This window comes from Micromonospora sp. WMMD998 (assembly GCF_029581235.1).
Taxonomy (GTDB): Bacteria; Actinomycetota; Actinomycetes; order Mycobacteriales; family Micromonosporaceae; genus Micromonospora.
In genome coordinates this window covers 4,313,026-4,326,879 of sequence record NZ_CP120740.1, presented here as the reverse complement: position 1 = coordinate 4,326,879, position 13,854 = coordinate 4,313,026, and the positions used below count along the sequence as shown (strand labels likewise).

Below are 13,854 nucleotides of genomic sequence, written 5' to 3'. Positions count from 1 at the left end.
CCCATCTCCGGTTGAACCTTCGCCGACGGCACTCCGTACCTAAGCGGGAATGGACGCGGATCCTCCGCCGCGCCACCGACGGCGCGGAGACGGTGCGGAAGGGCATCGTCGGCCATTGACGCGCGACCGCAACGTCGCAGTGGTTCCACCCCGAGTTTCCGCCGGGACCACCAGTCAGCTACCGGATCGAAAAGGAGAGCAATTCGATGCGCAGGTCCACACGGGCGCGCCGGTCATCCGGTAACGCGCGGAGCAAGCGGATGCTGGCCGTGGTCGGCACGCTCGCGGTCTTCGGCGGCATCGTCGCCGTCACCCAGATCTCGTCCGCCCAGGACCAGCGGAGGACCACCCGTGTCGCCTCGGCGTCCTGTGTGGCCTCGAGCCCGGGCGCGACCGCCCCGGGTGGTCAGGGCAGCACCACCCGGACCTGGCAGAACGGCCGCTGGGTCCGTAACCACTGGGGTGACGGCCAGATGTCGGCGGCCGAGTGCCAGCAGACCAAGGCGGGCGGCGCCGGCGCGGGCGCCCCGACCGTGGCCTGCCCGGATGTCAAGAGCAAGCTGCCGCAGGTGCCCGCCCGGGCGCGCGCCGAGGTGGACCGTAACCTGGCGCTGCTGGACGCCCAGATCGCCGAGGCGAACCGGCGGCTCACCGCCGAGGGGCGCAACGGTGGCGATTTCATCAACAACGCCATTCTCCGTCCGCTCGCCGACAAGCGGACCGCGACGCTCAACCGGATCGCCACGGCGATCGGGCGCGGCGGTCAGCGTCCGCAGGATCTGGACAAGCTCGCGCCGTGTGCCCTCGCCGACAACGCCCAGAACGGCGGGCAGAACGGCGGCGGCAACAACGGTGGTAACAACGGCGGCGGCAACAACAACGGCGGCAACAACGGTGGGCAGAACGGCGGCAACAACGGCCTCGACGTGCTGGCCAAGGACTGCGCCAACAGCAAGCTCCAGGGGCACGACGGGTTCCAGAACGGCAACCGGTGCGTGAGCACCGCCTTCGGTGAGGTCGGCGCCGCGGCGAGCAACCCGTCGCTGCTGATCACCCAGTTCCCGAACCGGGTGCGGCGCAACCAGCCGTTCACGCTCCGGGTCACCACCAAGAACCTGGTGCGGGACCGCTTCCTCGCCGCCGGTCAGGGTGGCTACTACGTGGAGAGCTCGCTGCTCAACGACCAGGGCCTGGTCCGCGGTCACTTCCACACCGCCTGCCGGATGCTCGGCAGCACCCGGCAGCCCCCGAACCCGCAGGACGTGCCCGCCTTCTTCGTCGCCACCGAGGACGGCAAGGGCAGCAACCAGCCGGACGACGTGCTGATCCAGATCCCCGGTCTCCCGGACTCGGGCCTGGCCCAGTGCTCGGTCTGGGCCGGTGACGGCTCGCACCGCATTCCGATGATGGAGCGGGCGAACCAGACCCCCGCCATCGACGTGGTGCGCATCCAGGTCAACTGAGTACGACACCGACGGCCGGAGCCGCCCGGGATCGTCCCGGGCGGCTCCGGCCGCTTCCCGCTCGACCCGATGCGTCGGGCGGGTGGGAAATCCTTTCCGGCCGCGACTCGACAGGGCACCGGGGAGGAAATTTCGTGCCGTCGCGATCCCGCCGGATGAAAATCAGCGGCGAAAAGCAGACCGGGGTCACGCTGATGTCTCAGCGTGACCCCGGGGTGCCCGACGGTGAACCGGGAGGGCTCAGCGGTTCTTGTACGCCTCCACCACCGAGACCGGGATGCGCCCCCGCTCGGAAATCTCGTGGCCGTTCTTGGCGGCCCATTCCCGGATGGCGCGGTTCTGCTCGCGATCCATTCCCGAGGTGCTCGGCCGGGACGTGCGCCGGGGCGCGCGGCCGGCGTCGACCGGCCCGCGGCCAATGCGCCGGCCAGCGCTGATGTAGGGATCCAGCGCCTTACGCAGGACGCCCGCGTTCTCGTCCGAGACGTCGATCGTGTATGCCACGCCGTCCAGGCTGAACTCGACGGTCCGATCGGCCTTTCCGCCGTCGAGGTCGTCGGTCAGAACGGTGATTACTTTCCTTGCCATCGCCATTACTCCCTGTGTCGGGCGGGGTGTGGCTAAGAGTTTGACCTACCTGGCGGTAATTCCGCAACAATACCCGCCCCGTTCCATTCGGCGGGTCGCGAAATCGGGGGCCGGCAAAATGCCGGCGCCGTCCAGCTCCGTGAGTGGCATGGGTCACACTCTGGAACAAGGGGCACGGTTTGTTACTTGAGTCAGACACGCTCAACCAACGTGATGGCAGGTGTTCGATGGCAACTCTTCCGGTACTTCCCCTGACCGACGCCGTCCTGCTGCCCGGGATGGTCATCCCGGTGACCCTCGACCCGACCACCCAGGCGGCGGTCGACGCGGCCCGCGCGACCGGAGACAAGGAACTGCTGGCCGTGCCCCGCATCGACGGCGAGTACGGCTCGGTCGGCGTGGTCGCCACCATCGAGAAGGTGGGCCGGCTGCCCAGCGGCGAGCCGGCGGCCGTCGTCCGCGGACTCGCCCGCGCCCGGATCGGCTCCGGCGTGCCCGGCCCCGGCGCCGCCCTCTGGGTCGAGGCGACCGCTCTCGACGAGCCCACCCCGGCGGGCCGGGCCCGCGAACTCGCCCGCGAGTACCGGGCGCTGACCACCTCGGTGCTCCAGCAGCGCGGGGCCTGGCAGGTCATCGACGCGATGGAGCGGATGACCGACCTCTCCGAGCTGGCCGACTCGGCCGGCTACGCGCCCTGGCTCAGCCTGACGCAGAAGACCGAACTGCTCGCCGCGCCGGACGTCACCGCCCGGCTGGAACTGCTCGTCGGCTGGGTGAAGGAGCACCTGGCCGAGCAGGAGGTCACCGAGCAGATCACCAGCGACGTCCGCGAGGGGCTGGAGAAGTCCCAGCGCGAGTTCCTGCTCCGGCAGCAGCTCGCCGCGATCCGCAAGGAACTCGGCGAGGACGAGCCGGACGGCTCCGCCGACTACCGGGCCCGGGTCGAGTCCGCCGACCTGCCGGACAACGTCCGCGAGGCGGCCCTGCGCGAGGTCGGCAAGCTGGAGCGGGCCAGCGACGCCTCACCCGAGGCGGGGTGGATCCGCACCTGGCTGGACACCGTGCTGGAGATGCCGTGGAACAGGCGTACCCAGGACCACACCGACCTGGCCGCGGCGCGGGCGGTGCTCGACGCCGACCACGCCGGCCTGGCCGACGTCAAGGACCGCATCCTGGAGTACCTCGCGGTGCGCAACCGCCGCGCCGAGCGCAACCTGGGCGTGGTCGGCGGACGCGGCTCCGGCGCGGTGCTCGCCCTGACCGGCCCGCCCGGCGTCGGCAAGACCAGCCTCGGCGAGTCGATCGCCCGGGCGCTCGGGCGGAACTTCGTCCGGGTCTCCCTCGGCGGCGTGCGCGACGAGGCGGAGATCCGCGGCCACCGGCGCACCTACGTCGGCGCGCTGCCCGGCCGGATCGTGCGGGCGCTGCGCGAGGCCGGCTCGATGAACCCGGTGGTCCTCCTCGACGAGGTCGACAAGCTGGCCGTCGGCTACGCCGGCGACCCGGCGGCGGCCCTGCTGGAGGTCCTCGACCCGGCGCAGAACCACACCTTCCGCGACCACTACCTCGAGGTCGACCTCGACCTGTCCGACGTGCTGTTCCTGGCCACCGCCAACGTGGTGGAGGCGATCCCCGGCCCGCTGCTGGACCGGATGGAGCTGGTGACGCTCGACGGCTACACCGAGGACGAGAAGGTGGCCATCGCCCGCGACCACCTGCTGCCCCGGCAGCGGGAGCGGGCCGGGCTGACCGCCGAGGAGGTGACCGTCGCCGACGGGGCGCTGGCGCTGATCGCCGGCGAGCACACCCGGGAGGCGGGGGTCCGGCAGCTCGAACGGGCCCTGGCGAAGATCCTGCGCAAGGTCACCGTGGCGCTGGCGTCCGACCCGGGACCGGTCCGCGTCGACACCGACAACCTGGTCCGGTATCTGGGGCGGCCGAAGTTCACCCCGGAGTCGGCCGAGCGGACGGCGGTGCCCGGCGTGGCCACCGGCCTGGCGGTCACCGGGGCCGGGGGCGACGTGCTGTTCATCGAGGCCACCGGCATGGACGGCGAGCCGGGGCTGACCCTCACCGGCCAGCTCGGCGACGTCATGAAGGAGTCGGCGCAGATCGCCGTGTCCTACCTGCGCTCCAACGGGCGGCGCCTCGGCATCGACCCGAACGCGCTGGCCGGGCGTCGGATCCACGTGCACTTCCCGGCGGGCGCGGTGCCCAAGGACGGCCCGAGCGCCGGCATCACCATGGTGACCGCGCTGGCGTCCCTGGTCACCGGTCGGCCGGTCCGGCCCGAGTTCGGGATGACCGGCGAGGTGACCCTCTCCGGCCGGGTGCTGCCGATCGGCGGCGTGAAGCAGAAGCTGCTCGCCGCGCACCGGGCCGGTCTGACCGAGGTGATCATCCCGAAGCGCAACGAGCCGGACCTGGACGACCTGCCCGCCGAGGTCCGCGCGGCGCTGACCGTGCACACCCTCGACGACGTCGCGGACGTGCTCGCCCTGGCGCTGCGTCCCGCCGAGGTGGACGCGCAGCCGCTCGCCGCGGTGTGAGGTAAGGCGGGGCCCCCGCTTAACGCATTTCGTAGAGGCGGGGGCCCCGCTTAACACCGTCAGCGGCGGTCGGTGCCGTCGCGGTCGCGCCGGACGGTCGTCTTCCGGCCCTTGATGGTGCTGCCCCGCAGTCCCTGGATCACCTCGTCCGCCATGGTCTGCGGCACCTCGACGAGCGAGAACCGGTCCGCGATCTCGATCGAGCCGATGTCCCGCCCGCTCATCCGGGTCTCCCCGGTGATCGCGCCGACCAGATCCTGCGGTCGTACCCCGGCCCGTCGGCCCAGCCCGATGAAGACCTGCGTGGTGCCGGCGGCGCGGGACCGCACGCCACCTCGCCGGTCCCGGCCCTCGGGCCCGGCCCGCCCGTCCCGGGCCGGACGGACGGCGACCTGCGGGATCTCCTCCTCGTCGGCCGTGCCGGGCAGCGTGGCCTCGTGCGCCAGCCGGACCGCGGCGAGCGCGACCTCCATCAGGTCGAACTCGTCGGTGAGCGACTCGACGATCGCCCGGAACGGCTCCAGGTCGTCCTCGAGCACCGACTCGCGCACCGCGGCCTGGGTCAGCTCGAACCGCCGGGTCCGCAGGTCGGCGACCGTCGGGATCTTGTCGACCACGATCCGCTGGCCGGTGACGCGCTCGATCGTCTTCAGCATCCGGTGCTCGCGCGGCTCGGCGAGGGTGATCGCCACGCCCTCCCGCCCGGCCCGGCCGACCCGGCCGATCCGGTGCACGTACGACTCCGGCGCGGACGGGACGTCGTAGTTCACCACGTGGGTGAGCTGCTCGACGTCCAGCCCCCGGGCCGCCACGTCGGTGGCGACCAGGAGGTCCGCGGTGCCGGACCGCAGCCGGCCCATCACCCGGTCCCGTTGCTCCTGGCTCATCCCGCCGTGCAGCGCCTCGGCCCGGTAGCCACGGCCGTTCATCGTCTCGGTGAGGCGGTCCACCTCCTCGCGGCTGCGGCAGAACACGATCGCGGCGGTGGGGGACTCCACGTCCAGCACCCGGCCCAGCGCGGCCGGCTTGTGCGCCCGGGCCACCAGGTAGGCGCTCTGCCGCACCCGGGGCGCCGTGCCGGCCACCTGTCGCTCGCGCTCGATCCGGATGCGCACCGGTTCGCGCAGGTGCTGGCGGGCCAGCCCGTCGATCCGGGCCGGCATGGTGGCCGAGAAGAGCACCGTCTGCCGGCCGGCGGGAGCATGCTCCAGGATCGCCTCGATGTCCTCGGCGAAACCCATGTCGAGCATCTCGTCCGCCTCGTCCAACACCACGGTCGCCAGCGAGGACAGCCGCAGCGTGCCCCGGGCGATGTGGTCCAGCGCCCGTCCGGGCGTGGCCACCACCACGTCCACGCCGTGGTCCAGGGCGCGGAGCTGGCGGCCGATCGGCTGCCCGCCGTAGATCGGCAGCACCCGGGTGCCCAGGTCCTTGCCGTAGCGGTGGAACGCCTCGGAGACCTGCACGGCCAGCTCCCGCGTCGGCACCAGCACCAGCGACACCGGGTCACCGTCCGGCCGCGCCGTCGGCATCCGCTGCAACAGCGGCAGGGCGAAGGCGGCGGTCTTGCCGGTGCCGGTCGCCGCCTGGCCCAGCAGGTCCTGACCGGCCAGCAACGGCGGGATGGCCTCGCGCTGGATCGGAGTCGGCTCCTCGTAGCCCAGGGCGGCGAGCGCGCCCAGCAGCTCGGTGCGCAGCCCGAGATCCGCGAAGGCGGTGGCGTCCTCGGCGTCGGCGGGGGTGACGGGGTCGGTCGGGGTCGGTGCGGCGCTCATGTGACAAGCCTTTCATCACCGCTCGACGCGGGTCGCGGCGACCGGCGCAAACGTTCGCCACGCCACCCCGGGCCGGCTCCGGGGCGGCTTCGGTGGACCCGGCCCACGGGACGTCGCGGCGCGTCGCCGGGGACTAGCCTGATCTGGTGCGGACGGTGGAACTGCTCTGCTCGCCGGAGCTGGACGCGACCGTGCGGGCGGCCTGGAGTCGGCTCGCCGCCGCCGGGCTGCCCAGCCTGGCCCGCAACACGCACCCGACGAACCGGCCGCACCTGACGCTCGCCGCGGTCGACGTGTTCCCGCCCGGCGCCGAGCAGCGCCTGGCCGATCTCTGCGACGCCGCGCTGCCGCTGCCCGTGCGGCTGGACCGGCTGACGGTCCTCGACGGCAGCGCCCCGCTGGTCTGGTTGGTCCGTCCGACGCCGCAACTGGTCGCGCTGCACGGGGCGGTCTGGGACGTGCTGGCCGAGGCGACCGGCGCGCACCCGTGGCACCTGCCGGGCCGGTGGGTCCCGCATCTGAGCCTGGCGTTGCGTTTCCGGGGCGCGGACCGTCGCCGGGCCCGGGCGGTCGCCGGGACGCGCCGGCCCGCCGGCGAGTTCGTGGCGGCCCGCAGCTACGACGGCGACACCCGCACGGTGAGCGAGCTGGTCGCCACCTGCCCCCGCCCGGGCGGCTGACGCCGGGGCGGCATGGCCTGCGACCCGCGGCCTCGGCCGAGTGGGCACAGTTCGGTGAGATCCCGGCATTACGCGCGGCAGCACCCGGGCGATTTATTACCGTGTGTGCAGGTTTGATTACACCGTGTCCTGCCGAGAGGGGACGGAGACCATGCGAGTGCCCAGCCGAAGCCCCGGCCGCCAACCCGGTTCCGCCGTCGCGTCCACCACCCCCGCCCGCCGGCTGCCGCCCGGCGCGCCGCCCCCCGCCGACACGCGCCCCGACCTGGCCGCGTACCGGGCCGCGGTGGCGGATCTGCTGGTCGAGGTGGGGGCGTTGACGGACGCCCCGTCGACCGGGGCCCGGCAGGTGCTGCTCGACCAGCGGCTCCGGGAGCCGGCCATCGCCGCGGTGCTCGACGCCACCCCGCAGGGGCTGGTCGGCGCCCGGGAGACGCTGCTGCTGGAGATGGCCCGCTACCGGCCCAACGCGCGCACCTCGGCGCAGGACCTGACCGCCCTGGTCCGGATCTACCTGCTGTCCCGCGTCGACGTGCTCTGGTGGCGGGACAGCCCGACCTTCCTCACCGACGACCAGGTACGCGGCACCGTCGACCTGGTCGACCTGGAATGGCCGCGTCGCCGAGGGCTGCTCGAGTTCCGCTACCGGGAGCAGCCGGCCACGGTCCTGGGGCGCGGGTTGCGGGCGTTCGGGCGCCGGGTACGCCCCGACGCCGCACCCCGCACCGCCGGCCTGCTCTTCCCCCGGGCCCGGCGCGAGATGATCGCCTTCCTCAACGACCTGGCCCGGGAGTTCGCCGCGGCGACCCGGCCCGGCACGCCGCCGCTCTGGGTGACCAGCCTGGCCCGCAGCGCCGAGCACCAGCACCGGCTGCGCCGGCTGGGGTACGCCGCCATGGTGCCCAGCGGACACTGCCTGGGCTGGGCGGCCGACGTGGAGCTGGAGTGGTTCGAGCGGTTCGGCGCCCGCGCGACCCTCGCCGGGCTGCTGCTGGCCCGGCAGGACGCCGGTGAGATCAACGTGGTCGACGAGGGGCAGGCCTGGCACCTCTGCCTCGCGCCCGACGCCCGCCGCAGGTTCCGGCGGGCGTACGAGGCCGAGATGGGGGTGTGAGACGGTGTGCGGGATCGCGCTGAGCATCGGCCCCGAGGCCGACCCGGCCACCTTCCGGCGGATGCTGGCCGCGCTCGCCCCGCGTGGCGAGGTGACCGAGACCCGGCAGGAGAGCGGCCTGCTCGCCGGTGTGCGCCGGCTGCGGATCGTGGATCGGGAACGGGCCGTGCAACCCTGGGTCGCTCCCGACGAGCGGCACCTGCTCTGCTTCAACGGCGAGATCTTCAACCACCACGAGGTGCGCGCCGAGCTGACCCGGCTCGGCCACGAGTTCCGCACCGCCGCCGACACCGAGGTGGTGCTCGCCGCGTTCCGGCAGTGGGGCGAGGAGGCGGTGCGCCGGCTGCGCGGCGAGTACGCGATCGTGGTGGTCGACCGCGACAGCGGCCGGGCGTACCTGGCCCGGGACCCGCTCGGGGTGAAGCCGCTCTACTGGTCCCGTGGCCCGGCGTGCCTGCACCTCGCCTCCGAGGTCAAGGCGCTGGTGGGGCACGGCGCCCCGATCAACGAGGTGCCGCCGGGCCACCACGGCTGGGCCGGGACGGACGCGGTCCGGCTGCGCCCGTACGTCGACCTGCTCTCGCTCGGCGCCGGGCTACCCGTGATCGACGACCCGGACGAGGCCGCGCTGCTCGTCCGGGACGCGCTCACCGACGCCATGCGGGTCCGCCTGGACACCGACCTCACCGTCGGCGTGGTGCTCTCCGGCGGTCTGGACAGCACGCTCGCGCTGCTGCACGCCCGGGAGCGGCACCCCGACTGCGTGGCGGTGACCGTCGGCGCGCCGGGCAGCCCCGACGTGGCGTACGCGCGGCGTCTCGCCGCCGACCTCGGCGTGACGCACGAGGTGATCGAGCTGCGCCCGCGTGACATCCGGCTGGCCGACGTGCGCGAGGCCATCCGGATCTCGGAGCTGACCGAGTACGGCGACATCATCAACGCGGTGGTCTCGGTGCCGATCTTCCGGCGACTGGCCGAGCTGGGCGTGAAGGTGGTGCTCACCGGCGACGGCTCGGACGAGCTGTTCGGCGGTTACCCGATGTATCACCAGGTGGGGCCGGAGCGGTCCCGCCGGTTGTTCCTGCACCGCATCCGCAACCTGTGCCGGACCGAATTGCAGCGGGTGGACCGGGCCAGCATGGGGCACGGGGTGGAGGCCCGGGTGCCGTTTCTCGACCTCGGCGTCGTGGAGCTGGCCATGCGGCTGCCACTGGACCTGAAGCTGCGCGGCGGGCAGGAGAAGTGGATCGTCCGGCGGGCCTTCGCCGACCTGCTGCCCGACTATATCCGGCGGCGGCCGAAGAACCCGATGTCGTACTCGTCCGGCCTGCACGAGCGGGCCCGGCTCTACAAGCCGCTCTTCGCCCGGTTGCACCGCTCCTTCGGCTACCACCTGCTGGAGCCGGTCCGGCGGGACTTCGACAGCGTGCTCACCCGCTGCGGCAACGACCTCGACCGGGCCATCGCCGACGGCCTGGCCCGACCCGACTACACCGTGCTGGAGCACGCCCGCGACCTGGTCGGCGCGGCCCGGTGGAACGCCGCGCCGATGGTCCGCCGGCTGGTCAACCCGCGTCGTACCCGGGGCGGCGACGAGGCGCCCCTGCCGGGCTGAGCCGCGGGAGGAACTGCCGGCCCCGATCGCCCGATGGACAGCGACCGCCGTCTCTTCTAGCGTCGCGGGCATGCGGAGGACCGTCGTCGCCACCGTGCTGGCGCTGCTGCTCGTCGGCACCGGGTGCGGGCCCGGCCGCGCGCCGGCCGACGCCGGCGCGCCGACCGCCTCCCGGCAGGACGCCGGCCAGGTGGAGCGCACCCTCGCGAGCCTGCGCAAGGTCGACGACCTGCCGCTGTACGAGATGACGTACGTCGGCGACTACGACCCGACCGTCGGGGTGCCCGGCGCGGCCCCGCCGAGCCCGTTCGGCTGCTCGCTGTTCGCCGCCCTCGGCGACCGCGACCGTCCGCTGTTCGCCCGCAACTTCGACTGGGAGCCCAACCCGGCGCTCGTGCTGCGCACCGACCCGCCGGACGGGTACGCCTCGATCTCCCTGGTGGACATCTCCTACCTGGGCGTCACCGCCGACCCGGCCGGGGACCGGCGGTTGCTCGACGCGCCGCTGCTGCCCTTCGACGGGATGAACGAGCGGGGGCTCGCGGTCGGGCTGGCCGCCGACGACGGCGCGCGGGCCGAGCCGGTGCCCGGGCGGCCGACCGTCGGTTCGGTGCGCATCCTGCGCCTGGTGCTCGACTCGGCCGCCACGGTGGACGAGGCGGTCACCGTGTTCGAGCGCTACAACCTGGACTTCGACGGCGGGCCGCCGCTGCACTACCTGCTCGCCGACGCCACCGGGGCGTCCGCCGTGGTGGAGTTCGTCGACGGGAAGCTGACGGTGGACCGGCGGCGGGGTCCCTGGCAGGCGTTGACGAACGTGCCCGCCGCCGGCGTGCCGGACCGGGACCTGCGGCGGGACCACCGGTACGGGGTGCTGGCGAAGGAGCTGGACCGGGTCGGCGGCGTGCTGGACCCGGCCGGGGCGCTGCGACTGCTCGACGGCGTGCGGCAGGCACACACCCGTTGGTCGGTGACGTACGGGCTGCGCGGCGGCGAGGTGCGGCTGGTCACGGCGGGCGGCGGCACCCGGGACTACCGACTGCCGATGAGCTGACCCGGGCCGGTCAGACGATCGGCTGCCGGTGGGCGCGGGCGAGCGCGCGCAGGTCCGGCTCGCCGAACCGCTCGACGAGCGCCGCGAACCGGACGACCTTGTCGGCTCCGAAACGTCCCACGCCGGCGGCGTAGGAGGCGGCGGAGACGAACGTGGGCGGCGTGGTCTTCGTGTGGAACTTGTCCGCGTACATGACCAGTTGCTCCTCGCCCGTGGTCGCCGTGTAGTCGGCGACCGGGAGCGGGAGACGTTGCCGGAGCACGTCCTCGCGGCTGATCCCCACCCCGGTGTGCCGGGAGCAGAAGCGGCCCAGTGACTCGGGCAGGCCCGCGTCCCGCAGCAGCGCGTGCCCCAGCACCCCGTGCCGGATGTAGTTCTCCTCGTCGAGCCGGCCGGCGGGGTCGTAAAGGCGGTAGACGCCGATGTCGTGCAGCAGACTGCCGGCCCGCACCAGGGCGACGTCCAGGCCCGCACCGTGCCGGGCGAGCAGGCGCTCGGCCACCTCGCACACGATCCGGCAGTGCGTCCAGACCAGGCGGAACGCCTCCGGCGTGGGCGCGACCCGCTCGTGCAGCGCCCGGATCTGCTCGTCCGTCGGCACCGCCCCCCTCCCCCCTCCCACCCCCGGAGCGCGCTGTTTCCCGCAAAGAGTGGCTTCCGGCCCGGGAATGGGCCCTCTTTCCGGGAAACAGCGGTGCCCGGGGTGGGAAAGGGGGTGGGGGTGGGTCACCAGCTCAGGTATCCGGACTGGGTCTGGGCGTTCAACTCGGGCACCCGGATCAGCTCGGCCAACCAGGTACGCGGGTCGCGCAGCTCCAGCACGTCCAGGCCCTTCTGGATGTCACTGGAGTAGATGTGGCCGTTGTACCAGTAGGCCGACCAGGAGCCGCCGGTGCGCAACTGGGTGTCGTCGAGCGGCCCGCGCTCCCAGTAGGCGATCTCCTTCGGCTTGCGGGAGTCGGTGAAGTCCCACACCGAGATGCCGCCCTGGTACCACGCCTGGACCATGATGTCGCGGCCGGGGACCGGGACGAGCGAACCGTTGTGGGCCACGCAGTTCTCGGTGTCGGCGTTGGCCCGGGGGATCTTGTAGTAGCTGCGGAACGCCAGCTTGCGGGCGCTTCCGCGGCCGGTGATGTCGTAGATGGCGTCCGCGCCGCGGTTCGGCCCGACCCCCTCGTTGCAGGTCGCCGCGCCGCCACCGCCCAACTCGTCGGTGAAGACGACCTTGGTGCCGGAGTTGTTGAACGTGGCCGAGTGCCAGAATGCGAAGTTCTCGGTGTCGGTGACCCGTTCGATCACCCGCGGCGCCTCCCGGTCGGCGATGTCCAGGAGGATCCCGTCGCCCATGCACGCGCCGGCGGCCAGGTCCTTCGACGGGTACGCGGTGAGGTCGTGGCAGCCGGTGGTGGCGGACTTCTCACCCGGCACGCCCGGGTAGCCGCCGTCGGGGAAGAGGTTCGGGGTGGCGACCACGGCGGCCGTGGTGGGGTTCCGCACCGGCACCTTGACGATGGAGATGGAGTCGTGCGGCGGCTGGCAGTCCGGGAACTCGTCCCGCGGGCCGTACGAGGAGACATAGAGGTAGACGTCGCGCCGGTCCTTGCCCGGCACCAGCGTGTGGGTGTGCGAGCCGCACGCCGTCTCGACCGACTTGACGTAACGCGGGTTGCGCTTGTCGCGGATGTCGAAGATCTTGATGCCTTCCCAGGACTCCTCCACCGAGGCGGGTTGGGCGGTGCTGGCGCAGGAGTCGTCGCTGCGGGACGAGTCGGTCGACAGGAACAGCAGGTCGCCGCTGACGGAGATGTCGTTCTGCGCGCCGGGGCAGAGCACCTGCGCCACGATCGTCGGCCGGCTCGGTCGGGACACGTCGTAGATGACGAATCCCTCGTAGTTGCCGACGAACGCGTACCGGCCCTGGAAGGCGATGTCGGTGCCGAGGGCGGACGTGGTGTCGAACGGACCCTGCTTCGGCAGGTTCGCCACCTGGCGCAGGTTGGGGCTGCTGGAGATCTCGTCGACCCCGGGGACGGCGCCGTCCACGGTGGCCGGCGCCGGCCGGGCGCGGGGGATCTCCTGGGCGCTGCTCGGCGGCGCGGCGACCACGCCGGCCAGTAGCAGGCCGGCGGCGGCGAGGCTGACGACCCGGGCACGGGACACGTGGAGGTTGATCATCGGCAACACCCTTCGAAAGGGGATGATGATTCGTCACACCTTACCGAGATGCGACCGTCATCAATGTGATGCCGGTCACATCCGGGAACTTTCGGCTGTGGATAGGATCGCTGTCACCTCGACCGGAGGGAGGGTCGTATGACCATCCGGCAGGCTCGTGTGTGGCTTCCCGTCACAGCGTTCGCGGCGCTGCTGGCCGCCGGTGGCCTGGCGCTCGCCGGGTGCGACGACACCGGTCCGGCGGCGGCCCGGCCGAGCCCGTCCGCCACCGTCACCAGCACCGACCCGGCCGCCGTCTCGGCGCCACCGGTGCTGGTTCCCGGCCGGCCGGGGGAGCCGGCCGCCACCCGTGCCGCCGGGCCGCTCCGCGACGCCGCGTCCCCGCGGTGGAACAGCCTCGACGTCTGGTACGTCCGGATGATGATCCCGCACCACGAGCAGGCCCTGGAGATGGCGACGCTGGCCCCCGGCCGGGCCGCCGACCCCCGGGTGCGCGCCGTCGCCGACCGGATCCGGGCCGCCCAGGGCCCGGAGGTCGGCGTGCTGCGGGCCTGGCTCAGCACCCGTGACCTGCCCGCCGAGGTCACCGGCCACGACCACGGCACCATGCGCGGGATGCAGTCCGCCGCGTCGATGCGGCAGCTCGCCGCCGCCCACGGCGCGGCGTTCGACCGGCTCTTCGTGCGGATGATGACCGCCCACCACCAGGGCGCCGTGGTGATGTCCACCGATCTGCTCAAGGTCGGCGCCGACCAGGCCATGCAGGAGTTCGCCAACGGGGTGGCCGTCGAGCAGACCACCGAGATCGGCCGGATGCGCGTCCTGCTCACCCCCTGAC

At 73.1% G+C, this 13,854-nt stretch carries 11 protein-coding genes; 7 read left to right on the top strand and 4 right to left on the bottom strand.

All coding sequences use genetic code 11. The features are described 5' to 3' along the window. The first annotated feature begins 260 nt into the window (after window positions 1-260). Window positions 261-1,463, top strand: a complete 1,203-nt coding sequence (locus tag O7619_RS19790; protein ID WP_282282586.1) for a hypothetical protein — start codon at window positions 261-263, stop codon at window positions 1,461-1,463. A 240-nt stretch (window positions 1,464-1,703) separates the two neighbouring features. On the opposite strand, the gene O7619_RS19785 is transcribed toward O7619_RS19790, so the two are convergent. Further along, entirely contained in the window at window positions 1,704-2,051 is a 348-nt protein-coding gene (locus tag O7619_RS19785) for an Lsr2 family protein (protein ID WP_282288881.1), read from the bottom strand. Window positions 2,052-2,278: 227 nt separating this feature from the next. Between O7619_RS19785 and lon the strand changes: the two genes are divergently transcribed. Then, window positions 2,279-4,600 carry an endopeptidase La gene (gene lon / locus O7619_RS19780; protein ID WP_282282585.1) on the top strand — a complete coding sequence of 774 codons (2,322 nt, stop codon included), beginning with the start codon at window positions 2,279-2,281 and terminating at the stop codon, window positions 4,598-4,600. 59 nt (window positions 4,601-4,659) lie between these two features. Here lon and O7619_RS19775 read toward each other — a convergent pair whose 3' ends face one another. Beyond that, window positions 4,660-6,375, bottom strand: a complete 1,716-nt coding sequence (locus O7619_RS19775) for a DEAD/DEAH box helicase (RefSeq protein WP_282282584.1) — start codon at window positions 6,373-6,375, stop codon at window positions 4,660-4,662. A 146-nt stretch (window positions 6,376-6,521) separates the two neighbouring features. Between O7619_RS19775 and O7619_RS19770 the strand changes: the two genes are divergently transcribed. The 4 genes from O7619_RS19770 to O7619_RS19755 all read left to right on the top strand — a co-directional run bounded on the left by O7619_RS19770 (window position 6,522) and on the right by O7619_RS19755 (window position 10,838). Then, window positions 6,522-7,055, top strand: coding sequence for a 2'-5' RNA ligase family protein (locus O7619_RS19770; RefSeq protein WP_282282583.1), 534 nt, complete (start codon window positions 6,522-6,524; stop codon window positions 7,053-7,055). Window positions 7,056-7,206: 151 nt separating this feature from the next. Beyond that, window positions 7,207-8,169, top strand: a complete 963-nt coding sequence (locus tag O7619_RS19765) for a hypothetical protein (RefSeq protein ID WP_282282582.1) — start codon at window positions 7,207-7,209, stop codon at window positions 8,167-8,169. 4 nt (window positions 8,170-8,173) lie between these two features. Continuing rightward, on the top strand, window positions 8,174-9,784 hold the full coding sequence (locus O7619_RS19760; RefSeq protein WP_282282581.1) for an asparagine synthase-related protein: 1,611 nt from the start codon (window positions 8,174-8,176) through the stop codon (window positions 9,782-9,784). A 70-nt stretch (window positions 9,785-9,854) separates the two neighbouring features. Further along, entirely contained in the window at window positions 9,855-10,838 is a 984-nt protein-coding gene (locus O7619_RS19755; RefSeq protein ID WP_282282580.1) for a linear amide C-N hydrolase, read from the top strand. 10 nt (window positions 10,839-10,848) lie between these two features. Here the strand turns inward: O7619_RS19755 and O7619_RS19750 are convergent, their stop codons facing one another. Both O7619_RS19750 and O7619_RS19745 read right to left on the bottom strand, forming a co-directional pair. Then, the gene (locus O7619_RS19750; RefSeq protein ID WP_282282579.1) at window positions 10,849-11,439 is read right to left on the bottom strand and encodes an HD domain-containing protein; all 591 of its coding nucleotides are present in this window, start codon (window positions 11,437-11,439) and stop codon (window positions 10,849-10,851) included. A gap of 125 nt (window positions 11,440-11,564) precedes the next feature. Next, entirely contained in the window at window positions 11,565-13,016 is a 1,452-nt protein-coding gene (locus O7619_RS19745) for a hypothetical protein (RefSeq protein WP_282282578.1), read from the bottom strand. A gap of 138 nt (window positions 13,017-13,154) precedes the next feature. On the opposite strand from O7619_RS19745, the gene O7619_RS19740 reads away from it, so the two are divergent. Then, window positions 13,155-13,853 (top strand): DUF305 domain-containing protein, encoded by a 699-nt coding sequence (locus O7619_RS19740; RefSeq protein WP_282282577.1) that lies wholly within the window; start codon window positions 13,155-13,157, stop codon window positions 13,851-13,853. Window position 13,854 lies beyond the last annotated feature (1 nt).